The 26,822-nt window shown below is 67.0% G+C and carries 26 protein-coding genes and 1 rRNA gene; 25 read left to right on the top strand and 2 right to left on the bottom strand.

Annotated elements, in window-relative coordinates; genetic code table 11:
* The 5 genes from lysA (at position 1) to rho (ending at position 6,959) form a co-directional block, all read left to right on the top strand.
* On the top strand, positions 1–1,371 hold the full coding sequence (gene lysA / locus ACJH6I_RS14635) for a diaminopimelate decarboxylase (RefSeq protein ID WP_406784240.1): 1,371 nt from the start codon (positions 1–3) through the stop codon (positions 1,369–1,371).
* Complete coding sequence (locus tag ACJH6I_RS14640; RefSeq protein ID WP_318986535.1) at positions 1,368–2,687, top strand: homoserine dehydrogenase; 1,320 nt, start codon at positions 1,368–1,370, stop codon at positions 2,685–2,687. Before lysA ends, ACJH6I_RS14640 begins: the two co-directional genes overlap by 4 nt.
* Positions 2,687–3,754: a threonine synthase gene (thrC, locus tag ACJH6I_RS14645; protein ID WP_318986534.1), complete on the top strand. Its 1,068-nt coding sequence runs from the start codon at positions 2,687–2,689 to the stop codon at positions 3,752–3,754. The genes ACJH6I_RS14640 and thrC overlap by 1 nt, the downstream gene beginning before the upstream one ends.
* A gap of 4 nt (positions 3,755–3,758) precedes the next feature.
* A complete protein-coding gene (thrB, locus tag ACJH6I_RS14650) occupies positions 3,759–4,688 on the top strand; it encodes a homoserine kinase (protein ID WP_318986533.1) in 930 nt (309 codons plus the stop codon).
* Between the two features lie 291 nt (positions 4,689–4,979).
* Positions 4,980–6,959 (top strand): transcription termination factor Rho, encoded by a 1,980-nt coding sequence (gene rho, locus ACJH6I_RS14655; protein WP_318986532.1) that lies wholly within the window; start codon positions 4,980–4,982, stop codon positions 6,957–6,959.
* 169 nt (positions 6,960–7,128) lie between these two features.
* Here the strand turns inward: rho and ACJH6I_RS14660 are convergent, their stop codons facing one another.
* On the bottom strand, positions 7,129–7,728 hold the full coding sequence (locus tag ACJH6I_RS14660; RefSeq protein WP_212812505.1) for a TetR/AcrR family transcriptional regulator: 600 nt from the start codon (positions 7,726–7,728) through the stop codon (positions 7,129–7,131).
* 147 nt (positions 7,729–7,875) lie between these two features.
* Between ACJH6I_RS14660 and fadD1 the strand changes: the two genes are divergently transcribed.
* The 18 genes from fadD1 (at position 7,876) to ACJH6I_RS14750 (ending at position 23,960) form a co-directional block, all read left to right on the top strand.
* Positions 7,876–9,438: a fatty-acid--CoA ligase FadD1 gene (gene fadD1, locus ACJH6I_RS14665; RefSeq protein WP_318986531.1), complete on the top strand. Its 1,563-nt coding sequence runs from the start codon at positions 7,876–7,878 to the stop codon at positions 9,436–9,438.
* Between the two features lie 77 nt (positions 9,439–9,515).
* Entirely contained in the window at positions 9,516–9,866 is a 351-nt protein-coding gene (locus ACJH6I_RS14670) for a YciI family protein (RefSeq protein ID WP_318986530.1), read from the top strand.
* Positions 9,779–11,056, top strand: a complete 1,278-nt coding sequence (locus tag ACJH6I_RS14675) for a sigma-70 family RNA polymerase sigma factor (RefSeq protein WP_318986529.1) — start codon at positions 9,779–9,781, stop codon at positions 11,054–11,056. The genes ACJH6I_RS14670 and ACJH6I_RS14675 overlap by 88 nt, the downstream gene beginning before the upstream one ends.
* 128 nt (positions 11,057–11,184) lie before the next feature.
* Complete coding sequence (gene rpmE, locus ACJH6I_RS14680; protein WP_212812502.1) at positions 11,185–11,421, top strand: 50S ribosomal protein L31; 237 nt, start codon at positions 11,185–11,187, stop codon at positions 11,419–11,421.
* Between the two features lie 99 nt (positions 11,422–11,520).
* On the top strand, positions 11,521–12,603 hold the full coding sequence (gene prfA, locus ACJH6I_RS14685; RefSeq protein ID WP_318986528.1) for a peptide chain release factor 1: 1,083 nt from the start codon (positions 11,521–11,523) through the stop codon (positions 12,601–12,603).
* Positions 12,596–13,429, top strand: a complete 834-nt coding sequence (gene prmC / locus ACJH6I_RS14690) for a peptide chain release factor N(5)-glutamine methyltransferase (protein ID WP_318986527.1) — start codon at positions 12,596–12,598, stop codon at positions 13,427–13,429. The genes prfA and prmC overlap by 8 nt, the downstream gene beginning before the upstream one ends.
* Before the next feature lie 45 nt (positions 13,430–13,474).
* Entirely contained in the window at positions 13,475–14,134 is a 660-nt protein-coding gene (locus ACJH6I_RS14695; protein ID WP_318986526.1) for an L-threonylcarbamoyladenylate synthase, read from the top strand.
* Positions 14,131–15,327, top strand: coding sequence for a glycosyltransferase family 4 protein (locus ACJH6I_RS14700; RefSeq protein WP_043397025.1), 1,197 nt, complete (start codon positions 14,131–14,133; stop codon positions 15,325–15,327). Before ACJH6I_RS14695 ends, ACJH6I_RS14700 begins: the two co-directional genes overlap by 4 nt.
* 259 nt (positions 15,328–15,586) lie before the next feature.
* Positions 15,587–16,060: a hypothetical protein gene (locus ACJH6I_RS14705; protein WP_029105839.1), complete on the top strand. Its 474-nt coding sequence runs from the start codon at positions 15,587–15,589 to the stop codon at positions 16,058–16,060.
* An 8-nt stretch (positions 16,061–16,068) separates the two neighbouring features.
* Entirely contained in the window at positions 16,069–16,821 is a 753-nt protein-coding gene (gene atpB / locus ACJH6I_RS14710) for a F0F1 ATP synthase subunit A (protein WP_174814043.1), read from the top strand.
* 76 nt (positions 16,822–16,897) lie between these two features.
* A complete protein-coding gene (locus ACJH6I_RS14715; protein ID WP_020104130.1) occupies positions 16,898–17,161 on the top strand; it encodes a F0F1 ATP synthase subunit C in 264 nt (87 codons plus the stop codon).
* A 9-nt stretch (positions 17,162–17,170) separates the two neighbouring features.
* The gene (locus ACJH6I_RS14720; protein WP_212812499.1) at positions 17,171–17,695 is read left to right on the top strand and encodes a F0F1 ATP synthase subunit B; all 525 of its coding nucleotides are present in this window, start codon (positions 17,171–17,173) and stop codon (positions 17,693–17,695) included.
* Entirely contained in the window at positions 17,696–19,036 is a 1,341-nt protein-coding gene (locus tag ACJH6I_RS14725) for a F0F1 ATP synthase subunit B/delta (RefSeq protein WP_212812498.1), read from the top strand.
* Positions 19,037–19,071: 35 nt separating this feature from the next.
* A complete protein-coding gene (atpA, locus tag ACJH6I_RS14730; RefSeq protein ID WP_212812497.1) occupies positions 19,072–20,721 on the top strand; it encodes a F0F1 ATP synthase subunit alpha in 1,650 nt (549 codons plus the stop codon).
* A 7-nt stretch (positions 20,722–20,728) separates the two neighbouring features.
* The gene (locus ACJH6I_RS14735; RefSeq protein WP_318986524.1) at positions 20,729–21,649 is read left to right on the top strand and encodes a F0F1 ATP synthase subunit gamma; all 921 of its coding nucleotides are present in this window, start codon (positions 20,729–20,731) and stop codon (positions 21,647–21,649) included.
* A 24-nt stretch (positions 21,650–21,673) separates the two neighbouring features.
* Positions 21,674–23,104 (top strand): F0F1 ATP synthase subunit beta, encoded by a 1,431-nt coding sequence (gene atpD / locus ACJH6I_RS14740; RefSeq protein WP_029105840.1) that lies wholly within the window; start codon positions 21,674–21,676, stop codon positions 23,102–23,104.
* 36 nt (positions 23,105–23,140) lie between these two features.
* A complete protein-coding gene (locus tag ACJH6I_RS14745) occupies positions 23,141–23,506 on the top strand; it encodes a F0F1 ATP synthase subunit epsilon (RefSeq protein WP_020104136.1) in 366 nt (121 codons plus the stop codon).
* A gap of 7 nt (positions 23,507–23,513) precedes the next feature.
* Positions 23,514–23,960: a DUF2550 domain-containing protein gene (locus ACJH6I_RS14750; protein WP_212812495.1), complete on the top strand. Its 447-nt coding sequence runs from the start codon at positions 23,514–23,516 to the stop codon at positions 23,958–23,960.
* 6 nt (positions 23,961–23,966) lie between these two features.
* Here the strand turns inward: ACJH6I_RS14750 and ACJH6I_RS14755 are convergent, their stop codons facing one another.
* Complete coding sequence (locus tag ACJH6I_RS14755; RefSeq protein ID WP_318986523.1) at positions 23,967–24,566, bottom strand: cob(I)yrinic acid a,c-diamide adenosyltransferase; 600 nt, start codon at positions 24,564–24,566, stop codon at positions 23,967–23,969.
* Positions 24,567–24,638: 72 nt separating this feature from the next.
* Between ACJH6I_RS14755 and murA the strand changes: the two genes are divergently transcribed.
* Complete coding sequence (gene murA / locus ACJH6I_RS14760) at positions 24,639–25,892, top strand: UDP-N-acetylglucosamine 1-carboxyvinyltransferase (protein ID WP_060998843.1); 1,254 nt, start codon at positions 24,639–24,641, stop codon at positions 25,890–25,892.
* Positions 25,893–26,281: 389 nt separating this feature from the next.
* Positions 26,282–26,822 (top strand): 16S ribosomal RNA (locus tag ACJH6I_RS14765); the annotation flags it as partial.

Genomic DNA, 26,822 nt, shown 5'->3' on the forward strand with positions numbered 1-26,822 from the left:
GTGCCGGAGAAGCCGCAGACCCCCGACGAGGTCAACCTGTTGGCCCCGAATGTCTGGCCGCGCAACCTGGTTCGGGGTACCGACGGTCAGGTCAGCATCGCCGGTGTGACGGTCGGTGTACTGGCCGAGCAGTTCGGCACGCCGCTGTTCGTCATCGACGAGGACGACTTCCGCTCGCGGTGCCGCGAGATCGCCGAGGCCTTCGGTGGCGGCGAGCACGTGCACTACGCCGGAAAGGCGTTCCTGTGCGCCGAGATTGCGCGCTGGGTCGCGCAGGAGGGCCTGTGCCTCGACGTCGCCACCGGCGGCGAACTGGCCGTGGCCCTGCACGCCGACTTCCCGGCCGAGCGAATCACGGTGCACGGCAACAACAAATCGGTCTCTGAACTGACCGCCGCGGTCGCGGCCGGCGTCGGGCACATCGTGCTGGACTCCGAGATCGAGATCGAACGACTGGAGGCCATCGCCGGCGCGGCCGGTGTGGTGCAGGACGTCCTGGTCCGTGTAACCCCGGGCGTCGAGGCGCACACCCACGAGTTCATCTCCACCGCCCACGAGGACCAGAAGTTCGGCCTCTCGCTGGCGAGTGGCGCGGCCATGGACGCGGTGCGCAAGGTCTTCGCCACCGACAACCTGCGGCTGGTCGGCCTGCACTGCCACGTCGGCTCGCAGATCTTCGACGTCGCCGGGTTCGAGATCGCCGCCCACCGCGTCATCGGCCTGCTGCGCGACGTCGTCGCCGAATTCGGTGTCGAGAAGACGGCGCAGATGTCTGTCATGGATCTCGGTGGGGGACTGGGCATCTCGTACCTGCCCAGCGACGACCCGCCACCGATGAAGGAACTGGCCGACAAGCTCAAGGCCATCGTCAAGGCGGAATCCGAGGCCGTCGGCCTGCCCACGCCCAAGCTCGTCGTGGAACCCGGCCGCGCGATCGCGGGCCCCGGCACCATCACGCTCTACGAGGTCGGCACCGTGAAAGACGTTGCCGTGTCGGCCGACAAGTACCGGCGCTACGTCAGCGTCGACGGCGGCATGAGCGACAACATCCGGCCGTCGCTGTACGACGCCCAGTACGACGCCCGGCTGGTGTCGCGCGCCAGCGACGCCCCCGCGACGCTGGCCCGGATCGTCGGAAAGCACTGCGAGACCGGCGACATCATCGTCCGGGACACCTGGGTGGCCAGTGACGTGGGTCCTGGCGACCTGATCGCGGTCGCCGCCACCGGCGCCTACTGCTATTCGATGTCGAGCCGGTACAACCTGCTGACCCGTCCCGCCGTCGTCGCGGTGAAGGACGGCAACGCGCGCCTGATCTTGCGTCGGGAGACCGTCGAAGACCTGTTGAGCCTGGAGGTGAGTGGTCAATGAGTGAAAAGCCAATCGGCGTAGCAGTTCTCGGACTCGGGAACGTCGGGACCGAGGTGGTCCGGATCATCGAGAACAGCGCTGACGACTTGGCCGCTCGCATCGGTGCGCCACTGGAGCTGCGCGGCGTCGGTGTCCGCAAGGTTGCCAAGGGCCGCGGCGTGCCCGTAGACATGCTCACCGACGACATCGAGGCCCTGGTCTCGCGCGACGACGTCGACATCGTCATCGAGCTCATGGGCCCCGTCGAGCCGGCCCGCAAGGCCATCATGGCCGCGCTGGAGCAGGGCAAGTCGGTGGTCACCGCCAACAAGGCGCTGATGGCGCAGTCCACCGGCGAACTCGCCCAGGCCGCCGAAAAGGCGCGCGTGGACCTGTATTTCGAGGCTGCCGTGGCCGGTGCGATCCCGGTGATCCGTCCGCTGACCCAGTCACTGGCGGGTGACGTCGTGCTGCGGGTCGCGGGCATCGTCAACGGCACCACCAACTACATCCTGTCGGCGATGAGCGAGACCGGCGCCGGCTACGCCGACGCGCTCGCCGAAGCCGGCGTGCTGGGCTATGCCGAGGCCGACCCCACCGCCGACGTCGAGGGCTACGACGCCGCCGCCAAGGCCGCCATCCTGGCGTCCATCGCGTTCCACACCCGGGTCACCGCCGACGACGTCTACCGCGAGGGCATGACGAAGGTCAGTGCCGCCGACTTCGAGTCCGCCAAGGCGCTGGGCTGCACCATCAAGTTGCTCGCCATCTGCGAGCGGCTGACCACCGGTAAAGGCAAGCAACGGGTTTCGGCCCGTGTCTACCCGGCACTGGTGCCGCTGGATCACCCGCTGGCCTCGGTCAACGGCGCGTTCAACGCGGTCTTCGTGGAGGCCGAGGCCGCCGGCGAGCTGATGTTCTACGGCCGCGGCGCCGGTGGGGCGCCGACCGCGTCGGCCGTCATGGGTGACGTCGTCATGGCCGCGCGCAACCGCGTGCAGGGTGGCCGTGGTCCGCGGGAGTCGAAGTACGCCAAGCTGCCGATCGCCTCGATCGGCGCCATCGAGACCCGCTACTACGTCAGCATGAACGTGGCAGACAAGCCCGGTGTATTGTCTTCTGTCGCAGCCGAATTCGGCAAGCGCGAGGTCAGCATCGCCGAGGTCCGACAGGAGGGCATGGAGGACGAGTCCGGCCAGCGCAGCGGCGCCCGCATCGTCGTCGTCACCCACCGGGCCACCGATGAAGCGCTTTCGGAAACCGTTGCGGCCCTTGCCGATCACGAAGCAGTGCAGAGCATCAACAGCGTGCTGCGCATGGAAGGAACCAGTAAGTAATGAGCGTGCACAAGCCGTGGCCCGGCCTGATCGAGGCCTACCGGGACCGTCTGCCCGGCACCGAGAACTGGACGCCCGTCACCCTGCTCGAGGGTGGCACCCCGCTCATCCACGCCAAGCGGCTGAGCGAACAGACCGGCTGCACAGTGCATTTGAAGGTCGAGGGACTGAACCCGACCGGTTCGTTCAAGGACCGTGGCATGACCATGGCCGTGAGTGACGCCGTCGCCCGCGGCCAGAAGGCCGTGCTGTGCGCGTCCACCGGTAACACCTCGGCGTCGGCGGCCGCCTACGCGGCGCGTGCCGGTATCACCTGCGCGGTGCTGATCCCGCAGGGCAAGATCGCGATGGGCAAGCTGGCGCAGGCAGTCATGCACGGCGCCAAGATCATTCAGGTCGACGGCAACTTCGACGACTGTCTGGAGCTGGCCCGCAAGCTGACCGCCGACTACCCGACCATCGCCCTGGTCAACTCCGTCAACCCGGTCCGCATCGAGGGCCAGAAGACCGCCGCGTTCGAGATCGTCGACGCCCTCGGCACCGCCCCTGACGTGCACTCGCTGCCCGTCGGCAACGCCGGCAACATCACCGCCTACTGGCGCGGCTACAGCGAATACCACCGCGACGGCGTGTCCGACCGGCTGCCCCGCATGCTCGGCACACAGGCCGCCGGTGCGGCGCCGCTGGTGCTCGGCGAGCCCGTCAAGAACCCCGAGACCATCGCCACCGCGATCCGGATCGGTTCGCCGGCTTCGTGGGACGGCGCCGTCGCGGCACGGGAGCAGTCGGACGGTCGCTTCCTCGCTGCCACCGACGAAGAGATCCTGGCCGCGTACCACCTCGTCGCCAAGGCCGAAGGCGTGTTCGTCGAGCCGGCCTCGGCCGCCAGCATCGCCGGTCTGCTCAAGTCCATCGAGGACGGCTGGGTCAAGGCCGGCTCGACCGTGGTCTGCACCGTCACCGGCAACGGCCTCAAGGACCCCGACAACGCCCTCAAGGGTATGCCCGAGGTCAAGGCCATCCCGGTCGATCCGACCGCCGTGGTCGAACAGCTCGGACTGGTCTGACGCAGTGACCGAAAACCTGCCCGCCGGCCTGCTCGCCACCGCCGTCGTCCCCGCCTCGAGCGCCAATCTCGGCCCCGGCTTCGACAGCCTGGGACTGGCGTTGAGCCTGTACGACGAAATTCAGGCTGAGACAACCGAATCCGGCCTCGTCATCGAGGTGACGGGGGAGGGGGCCGGGCAGGTTCCGGACGACGAGTCCCATTTGGTCGTGCGGGCGATCCGGCGTGGCCTGGCCGCCGGCGGCGTTTCGGTTTCCGGTCTGAACATCAAGTGCCGCAACGTCATTCCGCATTCACGCGGCCTCGGCTCATCGGCCGCCGCAGTAGTGGGCGGTTTGGCGGTGGCCAATGGCCTTATCGCCCAATCTGGTTCGCAGCCGCTGACGCTCGATCAGCTGGTCCAGCTGTCGTCGGAGTTCGAGGGGCATCCGGACAACGCCTCGGCCGCCGTGCTGGGCGGTGCGGTGGTGTCCTGGACCGAGCCCGGCCCGGTGTACGCGGCCGCGCCGCTGACGCTGCATCCCGACATCCACCTGTTCCCGGCGATTCCGCAGGTGCGGTCGTCGACCGCCGAGACCCGCGCGGTGCTTCCCGAGCAGATCGCGCACAAGGACGCCACGTTCAACGTCAGCCGGGCCGCGCTCCTGGTGGTGGCGCTCACGCAGCGTCCGGATTTGCTGATGGCGGCCACCGAAGACGTGATGCACCAGCCGCAGCGCGCGGCGGCGATGCCGGCCTCGGCGGAATATCTGGCGATGCTCCGGCGTTCTGGGGTGGCAGCAGTGCTTTCTGGTGCTGGACCTGCGGTTATCGCATTCAGCACCGAGCCCGAACTACCGGCCGAAGTCCTCGAATTCGGTGCGGCCAACGGTTTCGCCGTCGAGAAGATGGCGGTGGGCCAAGGGGTTCGCTGGACCGTCGGTGCCGGCGTTTAGCGGAGAGCACACGCCGAGTGGCAATTCTTGCTTCATTGTCGGATGAGAGATATTCTCGCAGCGTCCAGCAATCGCAGGCTCTAGTACCTGCGCCTACGGTAGGACGACCACTCTTCTCTTTGATGTTCAACTCGTGGACTGATGGTTCGCCGCACGGCGACAAATCCTGGTGCCTGGCTGTTGCAGTGCCTCAGCCGACCCGGCATTTGACGAATGCGGTTCGGGGAAGCCGTCCGCCTGCGAACCAAACCCTCGCCTGATCAGCTGCGCGAGGGCACAGAAAGGAAATCCGTGACTGATACGGACCTCTTCACCGCCGACGGCAACACTGATGCCCCGGCAACTGAAGCGCCGGCGGCCGGACGCTCCGGATCGCTGACCAGTCTTCTGCTCCCCGACCTGCGCGCGCTCGCCGCCGAGGCCGGCGTCAAGGGCACCTCCGGCATGCGCAAGAGCGAACTGATCGCCGCCATCCGGGAACACCGTGGCGAGGCCAACGGCGCCAAGAGCGAAGCCAAGGCCGCCAAGGCCGAAGCCAAGAACGAGACCAAGGCCGCCGAGGCCGTGAACGGCACCGACGCCCCCACCGAGGCCAAGGAAGCCCAGGCCCCGGCCGCGAACACCGACAGCGACGCTGCCGCCCCCGCCGCCGAGCAGGCCCCGCGCCGCGAGCGCCGTGGCGCGTCGCGCCGGGCCGGTGCGCCCGCCGACGGTGACGCCGTCGACGCCGGTGACAAGCCCGCCGAAAAGGCCGACAAGGGCGAGAACACGGACAACGCCGAGGCCCCGCGCGAGGAGCGCAACCGCGAGCGGAACGCCGACAACAGCAACCAGGGCGGCAACAAGGCCGAAGGTAACCAGGGCGGCAACCGCGACCGCGGTGGCGACAACCAGGGCGGCGGCAACCGCAACCAGGGTGGCAACCGCGACCAGGGCGGCAACCGCGACCAGAGCGGCAACCGTGACCAGGGCGACAACGCCAACAACAATGACGACGACGACAGCCGCCAGGGCCGTCGTGGCCGCCGGTTCCGGGACCGCGACCGTCGCCGGCGTGGCGAGCGCGGCGACAACCAGGGCGGCAACGCCGAGACCGAACTGCGCGAGGACGACGTCCTGCAGCCGGTCGCCGGCATCCTCGACGTGCTGGACAACTACGCGTTCGTCCGCACCTCGGGCTACCTGGCCGGACCGAACGACGTCTACGTCTCGATGAACATGGTCCGCAAGAACGGCCTGCGCCGCGGCGACGCGGTGACCGGCGCCGTGCGGGTCCCGCGCGAGGGCGAGAACACCGGTGGCGGCAACAACCCGCGCCAGAAGTTCAACCCGCTGGTGCGTCTGGACAGCGTCAACGGTGGTCCGGTCGAAGCCGCGCGCAACCGGCCCGACTTCACCAAGCTGACCCCGCTGTACCCGAACCAGCGGCTGCGCCTGGAGACCACTCCGGAGCGGCTGACCACGCGTGTGATCGACCTGATCATGCCGATTGGTAAGGGCCAGCGTGCGCTGATCGTGTCCCCGCCGAAGGCCGGTAAGACGACGATCATGCAGGACATCGCCAACGCGATCACCAAGAACAACCCGGAATGCCACCTCATGGTGGTGCTCGTCGACGAGCGTCCGGAAGAGGTCACCGACATGCAGCGCTCGGTGAAGGGTGAGGTCATCGCCTCGACCTTCGACCGGCCGCCGTCAGACCACACCCAGGCCGCCGAGCTGGCCATCGAGCGGGCCAAGCGCCTGGTCGAGCAGGGCAAGGACGTCGTCGTGCTGCTGGACTCGATCACCCGCCTCGGCCGCGCGTACAACAACGCGTCGCCGGCGTCGGGCCGCATCCTGTCCGGTGGTGTCGACTCCACCGCGCTGTACCCGCCGAAGCGCTTCCTCGGTGCTGCACGCAACATCGAGAACGGCGGCTCGCTGACCATCATCGCGACCGCGATGGTCGAGACCGGCTCCACCGGTGACACCGTCATCTTCGAGGAGTTCAAGGGCACGGGTAACGCCGAGCTCAAGCTGGACCGCAAGATCGCCGAGCGCCGCGTGTTCCCGGCCGTCGACGTCAACCCGTCCGGTACCCGCAAGGACGAGCTGCTGCTCGGCCCGGACGAGTTCGCGATCGTGCACAAGCTGCGTCGGGTGCTGTCGGGTCTGGACCCGCACCAGGCCATCGACCTGCTGATGAGCCAGCTGCGCAAGACCAAGACCAACTACGAGTTCCTGGTTCAGGTCTCGAAGACGGCCCCGGGCAACATGGACGCCGACTAGGCCCCAGCCCGCGCCGAAGCCCCCAAATCAGCCGATTTGGGGGCTTCGACATTTTGAGTGGAACACGAAACCAACCGGGTGGCGGGAAACTTGGCCGAAAGCCGCCATCTGGTTGGTTTCGCGCTTGGGAAAGCCGAAGTCCGCGCCGACAACCAGTTCGCCGGCTGGTTTACGGCTGGGCCTTCAGTCCCGGCATCACGTAGCGGCGCACGTGCGCGAGCAGTTCGTCGGCGTTGTTGGCGTCCAGCCGCTGCCCGGGCATCGTGGCCAGCGACAGGATGACGCGGGCGATCCACTCGGCGGCGTCGTCGATGTCGGTGTCGGGGTGGATTTCGCCGTTGTCGCGGGCGGCGACGAGGTAGCGGGACCAGAAATCGGCGAGGTCGGGCACCAGGCCCTGCACGCCGGCGCCGGCGCAGGCGGCGAACTCGTCGGGTTCCTCGACGCGCAACTTCATCAGCAGGGCCCCGGGATCGTCATAGGCGGTGCGGCCGTGCTGGATTCCGGTGACGATCTGGTTGTCCAGGCCTTCGATCGACGCCAGCATGGCGTGCGCGTCGCTCCAGTAGGCGTTGTTGAGCCGGACGATCGCGGCGCCCAGCAGCGTCACCTTGTCCGGGAAGTGCCGGTACAGCCAGCCGCGGGAGACGCCGGCGGCCTCGGCGACCTCGGATACCGTCGTGGCGCGAATTCCCTTGGCGCGCATGCACTCTTCGGCGGCGTCGATCAGTCGATCACGCACGCTCTTCGGGGATTCTGGGCTTGCCACCGGGATGTCTCCTCACATGTCAACCGGGCGAACGACGATTCTGCCAGGGCGCTGACGCTAGTGCGCTACCCGTCAAGCATGGTAGACACTTCCAGGAATCTGTTCACTCGGGTGGTTCTCGTGATCGCCCATGCCCCGGGAGCCCACATGGCGGACACCCTTCAGCAGTTGCTTCGCGAACGCGCCGACCAGGACACCGTCGCCGTCAAGTACGGCGAGGCGACCTGGACCTGGCGAGAGTACGTCGCCGGAGCCCGGGCGCAGGCCGCCGCCCTGATCGGCCAGGCCGACCCGATGCGGCCGCTGCATGTGGGCACGCTGCTGGGCAACACCCCGGACATGCTCACGGCGCTGGCTGCCGCGGCCCTGGGCGGCTACGTGCTGTGCGGCATCAACAACACCCGTCGCGGTGCGGCGCTCGCCCGCGACATCGCCCGCGTCGAATGCCAGATCGTCCTCGTCGACGCCCAACACCGCGATCTGCTCGCCGGCCTCAGCCTGCCCGGCGTCACCATCGTCGACGTCACCGCGACCGAGTGGCCGCAGCAGGACCTGACCCCACATCGTGAAGTCGGGCCCGACGACACCTTCATGATGATCTTCACCTCCGGCACCAGCGGTGAGCCCAAGGCCGTCGAGGTGGCGCACTCCATCGTGCTGTTCTCCGCGGCGGCACTCGTGCAGCGCTACGAGCTGACCGAGAAGGACACCTGTTATCTGGCGATGCCGCTGTTCCACTCCAACGGCGTCTACGCGGGCTGGGGCGTCGCACTCGGTGCCGGCGCGGCGATGGCGCCCGCGCAGTTCTCCGCTTCGGGTTTCCTCCCGGATATCCGCCGCTACGGCGCGACCTACATGAACTACGTCGGCAAGCCGCTGGCCTACATCCTGGCCACCGCCGAGCAGCCCGACGACCACGACAATCCGCTGCGGGTGGCGTTCGGCAACGAGGCCGCCGACCGCGACATCGACGAGTTCAGCCGCCGCTTCGGCTGCAGCGTGTGGGATGGCTTCGGTTCGACCGAGCTCGCGATCATCATCACCCGCTCCGAGGGGACGCCGGCCGGCAGCGTCGGCAAGGGTTTCCCGGGTGTCGCCGTCTACGACCCGGAGACCGTCCAGGAGTGCGAGGTGGCCCGCTTCGACGAGACCGGCGCGCTGATCAATGCCGAGGCGGCCACCGGCGAGCTGGTGAACACCAACGGCAGCGGCATGTTCCGCGGCTACCACAACGACCAGGGTGCGACGGACGAACGGCTGCGGCACGGCATGTACTGGTCGGGGGACCTGGCCTACCGCGACGCCGACGGCTGGATCTACCTCGCGGGCCGCACCGCCGACTGGATGCGCGTGGACGGAGAGAACATCACGGCGGCGCCCATCGAACGAATCCTGTTGCGGCACCCGGTGATCAGCCGCGTCGCGGTCTACCCGGTGCCCGACGAGTTCGTCGGCGACCAGGTGATGGCCGCCATGGTGCTGCGCGACGGCCAGGCCCTCGACCCGAAGGCGTTCGCGGAATTCCTGGCCGCGCAGCCGGACCTGTCCCCGAAGTCCTGGCCGCGGTACGTCTGGATCGCCGACGACCTGCCCAGCACCGCGACCAACAAGATTCTCAAGCGGGAACTGGTTGCGTTGGGCACCGATCCGGCCCGCCGGGTGCTGTGGAAACGCGACGGCACGGAGTACGCGCCACTCGCCGAAAACTGATTTCGGCGATCGTGTCCCCACATTGGGTCCCCGTTCGTCTCACTGCTGTTGGACGATCAACCCAGAAGGAGACACCGATGAAATACGCAACGCTGATCTACACCCGTCCCGGTAGCCACGACGCCGAGCTCACCGAAGACGAGCAGGCCGCCCTGAGCGCGGAGTACATGGCCATGCGGTTCGAGCCGCAGTGCGTGGGCGGCGGCCACCTGCAACCCGTCGAGACGGCCACCACCTTGCGGGGTGACGGCCTGATCACCGACGGCCCGTACGCCGACACCAAAGAGGTGTTCGCCGGCTACTTCGTCATCGAAGCCGACAATCTCGACGAGGCCCTGGAATGGGCGAAGCGGATTCCGGCGGTGCGCCTCGGCGGGGCCGTAGAAGTTCGTCCGCTGGTCGAGTTGCCGGGGGAGTTGGCCCACTGATCGAGGCGATCTTCCAGCGCGAGTGGGGCCGGGTCCTGGCCGCGCTCATCGGCATCCTCGGCGATTTCGAACTCGCCGAGGATGCCGCGCAGGAGGCATTCGTCCGCGCTGCCGAGCGGTGGGCCCGCGACGGTGTGCCCGATGCGCCGGTGGCCTGGCTGGTGCGGACCGGCCGCAACGTGGCGATCGACCGGTTGCGCCGCGAGCAGACGCTGCGCGCCAAAACCCGGCTGCTCCATGCCGATCAACAGGCAATCACCATGGATGACATCGACCTCGATGACAGCACCATCGGCGACGACCGGCTGCAGCTGATCTTCATGTGCTGCCATCCGGCCCTGGCGCGCGACGCCCAGGTGGCGCTCACGCTGCGGGCGCTCGGCGGGCTGACCACTGCCGAGATCGGGCGGGCGTTCCTGGTCTCCGAGGACACCATGAAGCGTCGCCTGTCCCGCGCCAAGGCCAAGATCAAGGCGACGAACATCCCGTTCGCCCTGCCGGCCGACCGGTTGCTGCCCGACCGCGTGGCGACGGTGCTGGCGGTGATCTACCTGATCTTCAACCAGGGCTTCACCGAGCGGGATGACCTCGCCGCCGAAGCGATCCGCCTCGGCCGTCTCCTCGCCGACCTCTTGGCCGACGAACCCGAGGCCTACGGGTTGCTGGCCTTGATGCTGCTGCACGATTCGCGGCGCGCGGCCCGTGTGGTCGACGGTCGGGTGGTGCCGCTCGCCGAGCAGGACCGCACGCGGTACGACCAGGCCAAGGTCGACGCCGGGCGGGCCGCACTGGACCGCGCGCTGGCCCTGCGGCTCGTTGACGGGTCGTACGTCCTGCAGGCCGCCATCGCCTCGCTGCAGGCCGACGAGGAGATCGACTGGCCCGAGGTCGTGGTCCTGTACGAGCGGCTCGAAGCGCTCACCGGATCGCCGGTGGTGGCGCTCAATCGTGCGGTGGCTGTCGCCGAGGCCGGCGATCCCGCCCGGGCGCTGGAGCTCATCGATGCCCTTGACCTGGGCGATTATCGCTATCTGCCGTCAACCCGGGCGGAATTGCTGCGTCGCTTGGGCCGCACCGGAGAGGCGCGGACCGCCTTCGAGCGCGCGCTGGCATTGGCGACGACCGAACCGGAGCGACGATTTCTGGAGCGTCGCCTCGCCGAGCTGGGGCAGTGCGGTGCCGCGGAATAGTCGCCGGCCCGAACGCGTTTAGGACCTTGGCGGCTGACCTGGCATAATCGACCGCCGAACCCCCTCGGCTCCGGTTCACGTCCGAATTCTCGGGCGACCCGGCGCCATCGATCACAGAGGACCATGAAATGAAATCGGGTATTCACCCCGCATACGTCGAGACCACCGTGGTCTGCGGTTGCGGCAACAGCTTCCAGACTCGTAGCACCAAGGAAAGCGGCCACATCGTGGTCGAGGTGTGCTCGCAGTGCCACCCGTTCTACACGGGCAAGCAGAAGCTTCTCGACACCGGCGGCCGCGTGGCCCGCTTCGAGAAGCGGTACGGCAAGCGCAACGCCGGCTCGAAGGCCGCGTCCGAGAGCTAGCTTCGTCAACGGCGCCCGATCTGTCGCATTCGCGTCAGGTCCGGGCGCCGTTTTCGTATCCAGCATCCGGCACCCCAGAACAACCGCAGGAGTCCGAAAGTGGCACAGACCGATACCGCGCCCCGCATCGAGGCACTGCTGGCCGAGCACGCCGACCTCGAGCGGCAGCTGGGGGACCCGAACCTGCACGCCGACGCCGGCGCCGCCCGCAAGGTCGGTCGCCGGTTCGCGCAGGTGTCGCCGATCGTCGTGACCTACCGCAAGCTCGAGGCCGCCCGGGGTGACCTCGAGGCGGCCCGCGAGCTGGCCGCCGAGGATGCCGCGTTCGCCGCGGAGGTGCCCGAGTTGGAAGCCCGCGTCGCCGAGCTCGACGCCAAGCTGACCGACCTGCTGGCCCCGCGCGACCCGCACGACGCCGACGACGTCGTCCTCGAGGTGAAGTCCGGTGAGGGCGGCGAGGAATCGGCGCTGTTCGCCGCCGACCTCGCGCGCATGTACATCCGGTACGCCGAGCGCCACGGCTGGACCGTCACCGTGCTCGACGAGACGTGGTCGGACCTCGGCGGCTACAAGGACGCCACCATCACCATCGCCAGCAAGGGCGATTCGGCCGACGGCGTGTGGTCGCGCATGAAGTTCGAGGGCGGTGTGCACCGCGTGCAGCGCGTGCCCGTCACCGAATCGCAGGGCCGCGTGCACACCTCGGCCGCCGGCGTTCTCGTCTACCCGGAGCCCGAAGACGTCGAGCAGGTGCAGATCGACGAATCGGACCTGCGGATCGATGTCTACCGTTCGTCCGGCAAGGGCGGTCAGGGCGTCAACACCACCGACTCGGCGGTGCGCATCACGCACCTGCCCACCGGCATTGTCGTCACCTGCCAGAACGAACGCTCGCAGCTGCAGAACAAGGCCCGCGCCATGGTGGTGCTCGCCGCGCGTCTGCAGGCGCTGGCCGAGGAGCAGGCGTCCGCCGACGCCTCCGCGGACCGCGCCAGCCAGATCCGCACCGTCGACCGCAGCGAGCGCATCCGGACCTACAACTTCCCGGAGAACCGCATCGCCGACCACCGCATCAACTTCAAGGCCCACAACCTCGACCAGGTGCTCGACGGCGACATGGACGCGCTGCTCGACGCCCTCGCGGCCGCCGACAAGCAGGCCCGGCTCGCCGAGGGTGAATAGCATCCGGCAGGCGCTCGACGAGGCCACCGCGACGTTGGCTGCAGCGGGCATCGATTCCGCCCGCGTCGACGCCGAGTACCTGGCGGCGCACATCGCCGGAGTCGATCGGGCCCGGCTGCTGTTCGTCGAGCCGGACCCGACGTTCTTCGCCGGCTATGGCGACCTCATCGCGCGTCGCGCACAACGAATTCCCTTGCAGCACTTGATCGGAACCGCGGCATTCGGTCCGGTGGAAGTGCACGTCGGTCCGGGGGTGTTCATTCCCCGGCCGGAGACCGAGGCCCTGCTGGAGTGGGCCATGAACCAGCCGTTGCCGCCGAGTCCGGTGATCGTGGACCTGTGCACGGGCTCGGGAGCGCTGGCCCTGGCGCTGGCGCACACCTGGCCACAGGCGCAGGTCGTGGCCGTCGAGAAGTCCCCGGAGGCGTTGGTCTATGCCCGGCGCAACTGTGCCGGCAGCGTCGTCGAGGTGCTGGAAGCCGACGTCACCGTTCCCAGCCTGCTGTCAGACAGGACCGGCACAGTGGACCTGCTGGTGTCCAACCCGCCGTACATCCCGGACGGCGCCGACCTCGACCCCGAGGTCATCGACCACGACCCGGCCGGCGCCCTGTTCGGCGGGCCCGACGGCATGTCCGTCATCGTGCCGATCATCGCGCTGGCGGCCCGGTTGCTGCGTCCCGGCGGCAAGTTGGGCATCGAACACGACGACACCACAGCCGATCAGGTGGTGGCCGCCTTGGACCGCGACGGTACGTTCGGTGACATCACCGCGCGGCGCGACCTGACCGGGCGGCCCCGGTTCGTCACCGCGACCCGACGGTAAAACGGGTCATGGCAACCGACGAAACGCTTGCGTGAGGAGTGATGGATGGAGACGTTCGACTGCGGTGATGCGGCCAAGCGCGCCACCGGGATCGCCTCGGCTATCAGTGCGCTCAAGGGCGGCCGCCTGGTCGTGCTGCCCACCGACACCGTCTACGGCCTGGGTGCCGACGCCTTCAACAGCGAGGCCGTCGCGGCGCTGCTGGCCGCGAAGGGGAGGGGCCGCAACATGCCGGTCCCGGTGCTCGTCGGTTCCTGGCGCACCATCGACGGGCTCGTCTACGCCGTGCCCCCGGCGGCCCGGGATCTGATCGAGGCGTTCTGGCCCGGCGCGTTGAGCCTGGTCGTGCGGCAGGCCCCGTCGCTGTCGTGGGACCTCGGTGACACCAACGGCAGCGTCATGCTGCGCATGCCCTTGCACCCGGTGGCGATCGAGCTGCTGCGTGAGGTCGGCCCCATGGCGGTGTCCAGCGCCAACATCTCGGGCCAACCGCCCGCGGTCAACGCCGACGAGGCGCGGGCGCAGCTGGGCGACAAGGTCGAGGTGTACCTGGACGCGGGACCGGCGACCAAGCAGGCCGCGTCCACGATCGTCGACCTGACCGGCGCGACGCCGCGGGTGCTGCGCGAAGGGCCGATCTCGCTCGCGCAGATCGCCGAAGTGCTCGGAGTCGAAGCGGAGTCCCTGACCGGCGAGGTGTCGTGACCGTAGTTGCCGACGCAGGCCGGCTGCTCGCGCAGATCGACCGCGGCACCGGGGTTCCCCTCCGGGAGCTCGTGCTGGTCGGTCTGACCGCGGCGATCATCACCTACTTCGCCACGGGCTGGGTGCGGGCGCTGGCGTTCCGGTTCGGCGCCGTGGCCTATCCGCGCGAACGCGACGTCCACGTCCAGCCGGTCCCGCGGATGGGCGGGCTGGCCATGTACATCGGGGTGGCGGCCGCCGTCCTGCTGGCGTCCCAATTGCCCGCACTGACCCGAGGTTTCGTCTATTCGTCCGGTATGCCCGCGGTGGTGGTGGCGGGCGGCCTGATCATGCTGATCGGCCTGATCGACGATCGCTGGGGCCTGGACGCCCTGACGAAGTTCGCCGGCCAGATCACCGCGGCCAGCGTCCTGGTCACCATGGGCGTCGCGTGGAGTGTGCTGTACATCCCGATCGGCGGCGTCGGCACCATCGTGCTGGACCAGGCGTCGTCGATCCTGCTGACCCTGGCGCTGACGGTGTCGATCGTCAACGCGATGAACTTCGTCGACGGCCTCGACGGTCTGGCCGCCGGGCTGGGACTCATCACCGCGTCGGCCATCTGCATCTTCTCGGTCGGGCTGCTGCGCGACCACGGCGGTGACGTGCTGTTCTACCCGCCCGCCGTCATCTCCGTGGTGCTCGCCGGCGCGTGCCTGGGCTTCCTGCCGCACAACTTCCACCCGGCCCGCATCTTCATGGGCGACTCCGGGTCCATGCTCATCGGCCTGATGCTGGCGGCGGCGTCGACCACCGCGGCGGGCCCGATCTCGCAGAACGCCTACGGCGCGCGCGACGTGTTTGCTTTGCTGTCGCCATTCCTGTTGGTCGTTGCGGTGATGTTCGTACCGGCCCTCGACATGCTGCTGGCCATCGTGCGCCGCACCCGTGCCGGACTCAGCCCGTTCAGTCCCGACAAGATGCATCTGCACCACCGGCTGCTGCAGATCGGTCACTCGCACCGACGCGTCGTGCTGTTGATCTACCTATGGGTGGGCATCGTGGCGCTGGGGGCTGCCAGCACCATTTTCTTCGACCCGCGGTACACCGGTGCGGTGATGCTCGGGGCCATCCTGCTGGCCGCCATCTTCACCCTGATTCCGCTCCTGCGGCGGCGCGATGACCTGCCAGAAGGCGAGTACGACAAAAAGTAGTAGGTGCCCGTTTTCGGGTGCTCACCATGTGGTACGGTTCTGGCAGAACCCGAAAAACCTCGCGGGTTGCCGGCCCGGCCCATCGGTTCACACAAGCCGATCGGCGCCGAATGACGACCGACAAAGGGAGCTTCCCCTTGGGTGATTCCAGTGTGCCCGACGCGCTCGATGTGACCTTCGATACGCTCTGTGGGCACGCACACAGGATTGCCAGGTATATGGGGACGGCACTCGTGACCGCGGGATTGAGGTGAACACCATGACGACACCAGCGCAGGACGCGCCTTTGGTGTTGCCGGCAGTGGCTTTTCAGCCCGTGCGTTTGTTTGCTATCTCGCTCCTCGTGACAGCCATCGCACTCGGTGGCGGCTACGCAGTGAGCGGCAATCTGAAGTTCGGCGCCTTCTTCGGTCTGGGGATGGCGCTCGGTCTGGCCAACGCCATGATGGTCCGTCGCGCGGTTGCCAAGGTCACCGCCAAGGACCACCCCCTGAAGATGCAGATGGCCGCCAACTCCGCCATGCGGTTGGTCGCCATCTCGGTGATCGCCCTGCTGATCACGTGGTTCTTCAAGCCAACCGGTATCGGCGTGCTGTTCGGGGTGGCATTGTTCCAGGCGATTCTTGTCATGAGCACCGCATTGCCGGTGATGAAGAAGGTCCGCGCCGGCCAACGTAACGGTGGCGGCGGCGACCAACCAGAAGCACACGACGGATCAGAAGCAAAGGACTGACGACCCAAGTGATTCAACAATTCACCGCCGAGGCCGCCATCGAGGTCGGCCACCACGAGCAGCACGAGCTGTGGGGCTACACCTTCAACGTCGACACGATCATCGCCACCAGCGTGGCCGCGGTCATCGTCATCGCGCTGGCGTTCTTCGTGAAGGCCAAGGTGACCTCCACCGGTGTGCCGGGCGGTGTGCAGCTGTTCTTCGAGGCCATCACCATCCAGATGCGCCAGCAGATCGAGACCGCGATCGGTATGAAGATCGCGCCGTTCGTGCTCCCGCTGGCCGTCACGATCTTCACCTTCATCCTGATCTCCAACTGGCTGTCGGTCCTGCCGGTGCAGTTCGGTGGGGAAGACGGTGGCGCGAAGGAACTGCTGGCCCCGCCGGCCTCGGACATCAACTACGTGTTGGCGCTCGCGCTGTTCGTGTTCCTCTGCTACCACGCTGCGGGCATCTGGCGCCGGGGCGTCTTCGGCCACTTCAAGAAGCTGCTGAAGGGCCACGTCGCGGTCCTGGCGCCGATCAACATCGTCGAGGAGATCGCCAAGCCGGTCTCGCTGTCTCTCCGACTCTTCGGCAACATGTTCGCCGGCGGCATCCTGGTCGCGCTGATCGCGATGTTCCCGTGGTACGTGCAGTGGGCGCCGAACGCCATCTGGAAGACCTTCGACCTGTTCGTCGGCCTCATCCAGGCGTTCATCTTCGCGCTGCTGACGATCCTGTACTTCAGCCAGTCGATGGAACTCGACGAGCACCACTGAGTACCCGCAAGACCTGTAGGAACCACAAATAAGACCCTGGTAGCGCAGCTACCAGTTACCAAGGAGGAAAAAGAGAATGGCCGACGCAGCAACGAACGCCACTATCATCCAGGGCGCCCTCATCGGCGGTGGCTTGATCATGGCCGGTGGCGCCATCGGTGCCGGTATCGGTGACGGTATCGCCGGTAACGCGCTGATCTCGGGCATCGCCCGTCAGCCGGAGGCCCAGGGCCGCCTGTTCACCCCGTTCTTCATCACCGTCGGTCTGGTGGAAGCCGCGTACTTCATCAACCTGGCCTTCATGGCGCTCTTCGTGTTCGCCACCCCGGGCCTGTCGTAATCCGTCGACATGGGTGAATTGAGCGCAACCATCCTGGCCTCGGGCCAGGCAGCAGCGGAAGGCGGCGGGGGTCAGAACTTCCTGATCCCCAACGCGACCTTCTTCGTCGTGCTGATCATCTTCCTGATCGTGCTCGGCGTGATCGGCAAGTGGGTTGTGCCACCGATCAGCAAGGTCTTGGTCGAACGCGAGGAAATGCTGGCCAAGACCGCTGCTGACAACCGGAAGTCGGCTGAGCAGGTGGCCGCCGCAGAGGCGGACTACAACGCGGCGATGGCGAGCGCTCGCACGGAGGCTTCGGCCATCCGTGACGAGGCCCGCAACGAGGGCCGCAAGGTCGTCGACCAGGCGCGTGCAGCGGCGAGTGGTGAGGTGGCCGAAACCCTCAAGGGTGCCGACCAGGCACTGTCCGCACAGCGGCAGTCCACACAGACCGAACTGCAGTCGTCGGTCGACAACCTGTCCCAGACGCTGGCGAGCCGCATTCTCGGCGTCGAGTTGGCGGCTGACGTGAAATCAGGCGGGAGCCAGTAGATGGAAATCTTCATCGGGCAGCTGATCGGCTTTGCCGTCATCGTGGCCATCATCTGGAAGTACGTGGTACCTCCGGTGAAGGGCATGATGGCCAAGCAGCAGGAGGCCGTTCGCGTCGCGCTGGCCGAAAGTGCCGAAGCCGCACAGAAACTCGCCGACGCCGACAAGATGCACGCCAAGGCTCTTGCCGACGCGAAGGCCGAGTCGGCCAAAGTGACCGACGAGGCCCGGCACGATTCGCAGCGCATCGTGGAGCAGCTCACCGAGCAGGCCGCCATCGACGCCGAGCGGATCAAGGCACAGGGCGGCCAGCACGTCGAGCTGATGCGTCAGGGCGTCATCCGCGAGCTCCGTCAGGAGCTGGGCGCGGAATCCGTCGCCAAGGCCGACGAGCTGGTGCGGCGCTACGTCGCCGAGCCCGGCGCGCAGGCCGGCACCGTCGACCGCTTCCTCGACGATCTCGAGCAGATGGCCCCGTCCTCGGCCGAGGTCGGTACCCACGCCGAGGTGAAGCTGCGGGCCGCGAGCCGGGAATCACTGACCGCGCTGGTCGAGAAGTTCGACGCGACCGCCAACGGCCTGGATGCGGCCGCGCTGACCGCGCTCGCCGATGATCTGGCCGCCGTCGCCCGCCTGCTGCTGACCGAGGTCAACCTCGGCCGGCACCTGGCCGAGCCCGCCGACAACCCGGCCCCCAAGGTCGCTCTGCTGGACGCGGTGCTGTCCGGCAAGATCGGCGCCAACGCACTGGAGCTGCTGCGTTCCGCGGTGTCTTCGCGGTGGTCGGAGCAGTCCGACCTGGTCGACGCCGTCGAGCACGTCGCTCGCCTGGCACTGATCAAGCGGGCCGAGGTCAGCGGTGACGTCGCCGAGGTCGAGGATCAGCTGTTCCGGTTCAGCCGTGTGCTGGACGCGCAGCCGCGCCTCTCGACGCTGCTCGGTGACTACGGCACCCCGGTCGACGGCCGAGTTGCCTTGCTGGACAAGGTCCTCACCGGTGCCAACGGCTCGGTCAACAGCACCGTCAAGGCGCTGCTGACGCAGACCGTGAGCCTGCTGCGCGGTGAGCGTGCCGACCAGGCCGTCCTTGATCTGGCCGAGCTGGCAGTCGCCCGCCGCGGCGAGGTGGTTGCCCACGTCGAAGCGGCCGCAGCCCTGTCGGATGCCCAGCGCACCCGACTGACGTCGGTCCTGACCCGCATCTACGGTCACCCGGTGTCCGTCCAGCTGCATGTCGACCCGAGCCTCCTCGGTGGTCTGACCATCACCGTCGGCGACGAGGTGATCGACGGCTCCATCTCGTCACGACTGGCCGCCGCCTCCAACCGGCTGCCCGACTAACTCCGAAACACCCAAGACTAGGAAGACCAAAAACCATGGCAGAGTTGACAATCTCGGCTGCTGATATCGAAGGTGCCATCGAGAACTACGTAACGACGTTCTCGGCCTCGACCGATCGTGAAGAGATCGGCACTGTCGTCGACGCCGGTGACGGCATCGCACACGTCGAGGGTCTGCCCTCGGTCATGACCCAGGAACTCCTCGAGTTCCCCGGCGGTGTTCTGGGCGTGGCCCTGAACCTCGACGAGCACAGCGTCGGTGCGGTCATCTTGGGTGAGTTCGAGAAGATCGAAGAGGGCCAGCAGGTCAAGCGCACCGGCGAGGTGCTCTCGGTGCCGGTCGGCGACGAGTTCCTGGGCCGCGTCATCAACCCGCTGGGTGAGCCGATCGACGGCCAGGGCGAGATCAAGGCCGAGACCCGTCGTGCCCTCGAGCTGCAGGCCCCGACCGTCGTTCAGCGTCAGAGCGTCAGCGAGCCGCTGCAGACCGGTATCAAGGCCATCGACGCCATGACCCCGATCGGCCGCGGCCAGCGTCAGCTGATCATCGGTGACCGCAAGACCGGCAAGACCGCCGTGTGCGTCGACACCATCCTGAACCAGCGCGAGGCCTGGGAGACCGGCGACCCGAAGCAGCAGGTGCGCTGCGTCTACGTCGCGATCGGCCAGAAGGGCACCACCATCGCCAGCGTGAAGCGCGCGCTGGAAGAGGGCGGCGCCATGGAGTACACGACCATCGTCGCGGCTCCCGCCTCTGACCCCGCCGGCTTCAAGTGGCTGGCCCCGTACACCGGCTCGGCCATCGGTCAGCACTGGATGTACAACGGCAAGCACGTCCTGATCGTGTTCGACGACCTGTCCAAGCAGGCCGACGCCTACCGCGCCATCTCGCTGCTGCTGCGTCGCCCGCCGGGCCGCGAGGCGTTCCCGGGTGACGTCTTCTACCTGCACTCGCGTCTGCTGGAGCGTTGCGCGAAGCTGTCCGACGAGCTCGGTGGCGGTTCGATGACGGGTCTGCCGGTCATCGAGACCAAGGCCAACGACATCTCGGCGTTCATCCCGACCAACGTCATCTCGATCACCGACGGTCAGTGCTTCCTGGAGTCCGACCTGTTCAACCAGGGTGTCCGCCCGGCCGTGAACGTCGGTGTGTCGGTGTCCCGCGTCGGTGGTGCCGCCCAGATCAAGGCGATGAAGGAAGTTGCCGGCTCGCTGCGTCTGGACCTGTCGCAGTACCGCGAGCTGGAGGCCTTCGCGGCCTTCGCCTCGGACCTGGACGCCGCTTCGAAGGCTCAGCTGGACCGCGGTGTGCGCCTGGTCGAGCTGCTGAAGCAGCCGCAGTACAGCCCGCTGGCCGTCGAGGACCAGGTCATCGAGATCTTCCTCGGTACCCAGGGCCACCTGGATTCGGTTCCGGCCGAAGACGTTTCGCGCTTCTCGTCCGAACTGCTGGAGCACGTGAAGGCCAGCCACGCCGACATCCTCACCGGGATCAAGGAGACCAAGAAGCTCTCCGAGGAGAACGAGGAGAAGCTGGTCTCGGTCATCAACGAGTTCAAGAAGGGCTTCGCCGCCTCCGACGGCAGCTCGGTCGTTGTCAAGGAAGCCGAGGCCGAGGCCCTGGATCCTGCTGAGCTCGGCCAGGAGTCGGTCAAGGTCAACAAGCCGGCACCGAAGAAGGCCTAGGTAACCAATGGCAGCCACACTGCGCGAGCTACGCGGACGTATCAAATCCGCCTCGTCGATCAAGAAGATCACGAAGGCGCAGGAGCTGATCGCCACGTCGCGGATCGCCAAGGCGCAGGCCCGGGTTGATGCAGCCCGGCCCTACGCCACCGAGATCACCAACATGCTCACCGAGCTTGCGGGGGCCAGCGCGCTGGACCACCCGCTGCTCGTGGAGCGGGAGAACCCGCGGCGTGCCGGGGTCCTGGTGGTGTCGTCCGACCGCGGCCTGTGCGGCGGTTACAACGCCAACGTGCTGCGTCGGGCCGAGGAACTGTTCACGTTGCTGCGCAACGAGGGCAAGGAGCCGGTGCTGTACGTCGTCGGCCGAAAGGCCTTGGGGTACTACAGCTTCCGTCAGCGCGCCGTCGCCGAGTCCTGGACCGGCTTCTCGGAGCGTCCGGAGTACGCCAACGCCAAGGAGATCGCCGACACCCTGGTGACGGCGTTCATGGCGGGTGCGGACGACGAGGGTGACGAACCGGGTGCCGACGGCGTCCTGGGCGTCGACGAACTGCACATCGTGTCGACCGAGTTCAGGTCGATGCTGTCGCAGACGGCCGAGGCCGTGCGGATCGCCCCGCTGGCCGTCGAGTACACGGGAGAGCCGACCGAGGTCCACACCCTGTACTCGTTCGAGCCGAGTGCGGACGTGCTGTTCGACGCGTTGCTCCCGCGCTACATCGCGACCCGTGTCTACGCGGCACTGCTTGAGGCCGCGGCCTCGGAGTCGGCTTCGCGTCGACGCGCCATGAAGTCGGCAACGGACAACGCCGACGACCTGATCAAGGCCCTGACCCTCGCCGCGAACCGCGAGCGCCAGGCCCAGATCACCCAGGAAATCAGCGAAATCGTCGGTGGCGCCAACGCGCTGGCCGACGCGAAATAGGCCCCGTAGGAAGCGAAGAGAGATATGACTTCTGCCGTAGAGACCAAGACCACTGGTCGCGTGGTTCGCATCACCGGCCCGGTGGTGGACATCGAATTCCCGCGTGGCTCTGTGCCCGAGCTGTTCAACGCTCTGCACGCCGACATCACCTTCGGTGCGCTGGCCAAGACCCTGACCCTCGAGGTCGCCCAGCACCTCGGTGACAACCTGGTGCGCTGCATCTCGATGCAGCCGACCGACGGCCTGGTGCGTGGCACCGACGTCCGCGACACCGGCGCCTCCATCTCGGTGCCCGTCGGCGACGGCGTCAAGGGCCACGTGTTCAACGCCCTGGGTGACTGCCTCGACGAGCCGGGTTACGGCAAGGAGTTCGAGCACTGGTCCATCCACCGCAAGCCGCCGGCCTTCGCCGACCTGGAGCCCCGCACCGAGATGCTGGAGACCGGTCTGAAGGTCGTCGACCTCCTGACCCCGTACGTGCGCGGTGGCAAGATCGCCCTGTTCGGTGGTGCCGGTGTCGGTAAGACGGTTCTGATCCAGGAGATGATCAACCGTATTGCCCGCAACTTCGGTGGTACCTCGGTGTTCGCCGGTGTCGGTGAGCGCACCCGTGAGGGCAACGACCTGTGGGTCGAGCTCGCGGACGCCAACGTGCTCAAGGACACCGCGCTGGTGTTCGGCCAGATGGACGAGCCGCCAGGCACCCGTATGCGCGTCGCCCTGTCGGCCCTGACCATGGCCGAGTACTTCCGCGACGAGCAGAACCAGGACGTGCTGCTCTTCATCGACAACATCTTCCGGTTCACCCAGGCCGGTTCCGAGGTCTCGACCCTGCTGGGTCGTATGCCTTCGGCCGTGGGTTACCAGCCGACGCTGGCCGACGAGATGGGTGAGCTCCAGGAGCGCATCACCTCGACCCGTGGTCGTTCGATCACCTCGATGCAGGCCGTGTACGTGCCCGCCGACGACTACACCGACCCGGCCCCGGCCACCACGTTCGCCCACCTGGATGCCACCACCGAGCTTTCTCGTGCGGTGTTCTCCAAGGGCATCTTCCCGGCCGTGGACCCGCTGGCGTCGTCCTCGACGATCCTGCACCCCAGCATCGTCGGCGACGAGCACTACCGGGTTGCGCAGGAAGTCATCCGAATCCTGCAGCGTTACAAGGACCTTCAGGACATCATCGCCATCCTCGGTATCGATGAACTGTCGGAAGAGGACAAGGTGCTGGTGTACCGCGCCCGTAAGATCGAGCGCTTCCTGAGCCAGAACATGATGGCCGCCGAGCAGTTCACCGGCCAGCCGGGTTCGACGGTGCCGCTGAAGGAGACCATCGAGGCGTTCGACCGTCTCGCCAAGGGCGACTTCGACCACCTGCCCGAGCAGGCGTTCTTCCTCATCGGTGGTCTCGACGACCTGGCGAAGAAGGCCGAAAGCCTCGGCGCCAAGCTGTGATCTCCGTAGTTACCCGAGCACGAAAGGTGGTGTGACATGGCCGAAATGGACGTCGAGATCGTCGCCGTCGAGCGCGCGCTGTGGACAGGTAAGGCCACATTCGTCTTCACTCGCACCACCGCCGGTGAGATCGGCATCCTGCCCCGGCACATCCCGTTGGTCGGCCAGCTGGTCGAGGACGCGATGGTCCGGGTCGAGCGTGAGGGCGAGGATGATCTGCGGATCGCCGTGTCCGGTGGGTTCCTCTCGGTAACCGAGGACACCGTGCGGATTCTGGTTGAAGATGCGGCGCTGGAGTCGGAGATCGATGCGCATGCGGCCAAGGCCGATGCCGCGTCCGACGACGAGGCGACCGCTGCGTGGGGCCGGGCGCGTCTGCGCGCCGTAGGCCAGCTCGACTGATACTCCGATGAGCGCGTCCATGTTGATGATGGTCGCGCTCGTCGGCGTGTTGGTGCTGGCTGTTGCCGCACTGAGTTATCGGCTGTGGAAGTTGCGTCAGGTTGGCGGTACTGCCGCCATCCTGCGCGACTACCCAGCTGCCGGCGGCCACGGGTGGCGGCATGGAGTCATGCGCTACCGCGGTGGTGAGGCCGGCTTTTATCGTTTGTCGAGCCTGCGCTGGTGGCCCGACCGGACGCTGTCCCGTCGTGGCCTGGAAGTTGTTGGGCGCCGCGCCCCACGGGGCGACGAATTCGACATCATGACCATCGAAACGGTCATTCTCGAGCTGCGCGACAACAGTCCCGAACGGCGCAACGGTTACGAAATCGCTTTGGACCGTGGGGCTTTGACGGCTTTCACGTCGTGGCTGGAGGCCCGGCCGTCGCCGCGGTCACGCCGCCGCGCGGTCTGAATTCCCCTACTGAGTTCCGGTGTTGTCGGATTGCGGCGTCCCACCGCCGGGCTGCCACAGCACATCGCCATCCGGGTTCGCGACCCGCGACAGGATGAACAGCAGGTCCGACAGCCGATTCAGATATTTCGCCGGCAGGACGCTGACCGAATCGCCGTGTTCCTCGATCGCCTGCCAGGCCGCTCGCTCCGCGCGCCGGACCACGGTTCGGGCCACGTGCAGGTATGCCGACAGGGGAGTGCCGCCGGGCAGGATGAACGACGTGAGCTTCGACAGCGGCTCGTTGAATTCGTCACACCAGGCTTCCAGCCGGTCGATGTACGGCTGGGTGATCCGCAGCGGCGGGTATTCGGGATTCTCGACAACCGGGGTCGACAGATCTGCGCCGGCGTCGAAGAGATCGTTCTGAATCTGCAGGAGTACCAAGCGGATTCGTTCGTCCGGGGCGCCCGCGGCGACCGCGACGCCGATCGCGGCGTTGGCTTCGTCACAGTCCGCGTAGGCGGCCAGGCGCGCATCGTTCTTCGACACCCGGCTGAAATCGCTGAGCCCGGTCGACCCATCGTCACCGGTCCGGGTATAGATGCGGGTCAGGTGCACGGCCATGGGTGAAACCGTACCCGCGGTGACCTGTTCGTTGTCTGACACCGGCCCTCGCCGCTGTTTACACTTAGCCGCGTGAGCGAGCGTTTCGTGGTGACCGGGGGTAGCCGGTTGTCCGGCGAAGTTGCCGTGGGGGGCGCGAAGAACAGCGTGCTCAAGCTGATGGCCGCGGCGTTGTTGGCCGAGGGCACGACCACGATCACCAACTGTCCGGACATCCTGGATGTGCCATTGATGGCGGAGGTGCTCCGCGGTCTCGGGGCGACCGTCGAGCTCGAAGGCGATGTTGCCCGAATCACGTCGCCCGACGAGCCGAAGTACGACGCGGACTTCGCCGCGGTCCGGCAGTTCCGCGCCTCGGTGTGTGTGCTCGGCCCATTGGTGGGGCGCTGCAAGAAGGCGAAAGTCGCGCTGCCCGGCGGTGACGCGATCGGTTCGCGGCCCCTCGACATGCACCAATCCGGTCTGCGGCAGCTCGGCGCGCGATGCAACATCGAGCACGGCTGCGTGGTCGCCGAGGCGGACCACCTGCGTGGCGCCGAGATTCAGCTCGAGTTCCCGTCGGTGGGTGCGACCGAGAACATCCTGATGGCGGCCGTGCTCGCCGAGGGTGTGACGGTCATCCACAACGCCGCGCGGGAACCGGACATCGTCGATATCTGCGACATGTTGAACCAGATGGGTGCCAAGGTCAGTGGGGGCGGGACCTCGACTCTGACCATCACCGGCGTGGACAAGCTGCATCCGACCGAGCACCGGGTGATCGGTGACCGGATTGTGGCCGCGACCTGGGGAATTGCGGCGGCGATGACGCGCGGTGACGTCGCCGTCACTGGGGTGGACCCGCAACACCTGCAGCTGGTGCTGCACAAACTTCACGATGCCGGCGCGACCGTCACCCAGCACGACAACGGTTTCCGCGTCGTGCAGTACGAACGGCCGAAGGCCGTGAACGTCGCGACGCTGCCGTATCCGGGATTCCCGACCGACCTGCAGCCGATGGCCATCGGCCTGGCATGCATCGCCGAGGGCACCTCGATGATCACCGAGAACGTGTTCGAAGCACGGTTCCGCTTCGTCGAGGAGATGATCCGCCTGGGGGCCGACGCCCGGACCGACGGACATCACGCGGTGGTCCGCGGAATTCCGCAGTTGTCGAGTGCCCCGGTGTGGGCATCGGATATTCGCGCCGGCGCCGGTTTGGTGTTGGCGGGCTTGGTCGCCGATGGCGACACCGAGGTTCACGACGTTTTCCACATCGATCGCGGGTACCCGTTGTTCGTGGAGAACCTCGTGAGTCTGGGCGCGGAGGTCGAACGGGTCAGTTGACGGGGATTGGCGTGTCGCGCTGACGGTCCCGACGGACCCCTGTGCGACGTGTTTTCGCCCAAAAACCGGCCGTATGCAGGCGTTTTGTAAAATCAAGATCGGCCCGCTAATCTATTCAACGTCAAGAACGAGCGGGGCCGAAAAAGCCCAGAGCAAGAGCTTGACAGCCCGACCAAGAGATAGTAGGTTGGTGGGGTTGCCCGAAAAAGGCGTGTTGTTTGAGAACTCAATAGTGTGTTTGGTGGTTTTTGTTTGTTGTTTTTTGACTGCACCTCGTGTTTTCCCGTTTGTGGGGTGTGGTTGTTTTTTTGATGCCAGTTTTTGGTGTCTTTTGTTTAGGTCAGATTGTTCTGAACTGGATTCCGCCCTGTCTGTGGATGGGGAGTTTTTGTTTGGAGAGTTTGATCCTGGCTCAGGACGAACGCTGGCGGCGTGCTTAACACATGCAAGTCGAACGGAAAGGCCCTTCGGGGTACTCGAGTGGCGAACGGGTGAGTAACACGTGGGTGATCTGCCCTGCACTTTGGGATAAGCCTGGGAAACTGGGTCTAATACCGAATAGGACCACGCGCTTCATGGTGTGTGGTGGAAAGCTTTTGCGGTGTGGGATGGGCCCGCGGCCTATCAGCTTGTTGGTGGGGTAATGGCCTACCAAGGCGACGACGGGTAGCCGGCCTGAGAGGGTGACCGGCCACACTGGGACTGAGATACGGCCCAGACTCCTACGGGAGGCAGCAGTGGGGAATATTGCACAATGGGCGCAAGCCTGATGCAGCGACGCCGCGTGAGGGATGACGGCCTTCGGGTTGTAAACCTCTTTCACCAGGGACGAAGCGTAAGTGACGGTACCTGGAGAAGAAGCACCGGCCAACTACGTGCCAGCAGCCGCGGTAATACGTAGGGTGCGAGCGTTGTCCGGAATTACTGGGC

The sequence above is a fragment of the Mycobacterium sp. SMC-13 genome (genome assembly GCF_045311035.1).
In the GTDB taxonomy this organism is placed as follows: domain Bacteria; phylum Actinomycetota; class Actinomycetes; order Mycobacteriales; family Mycobacteriaceae; genus Mycobacterium.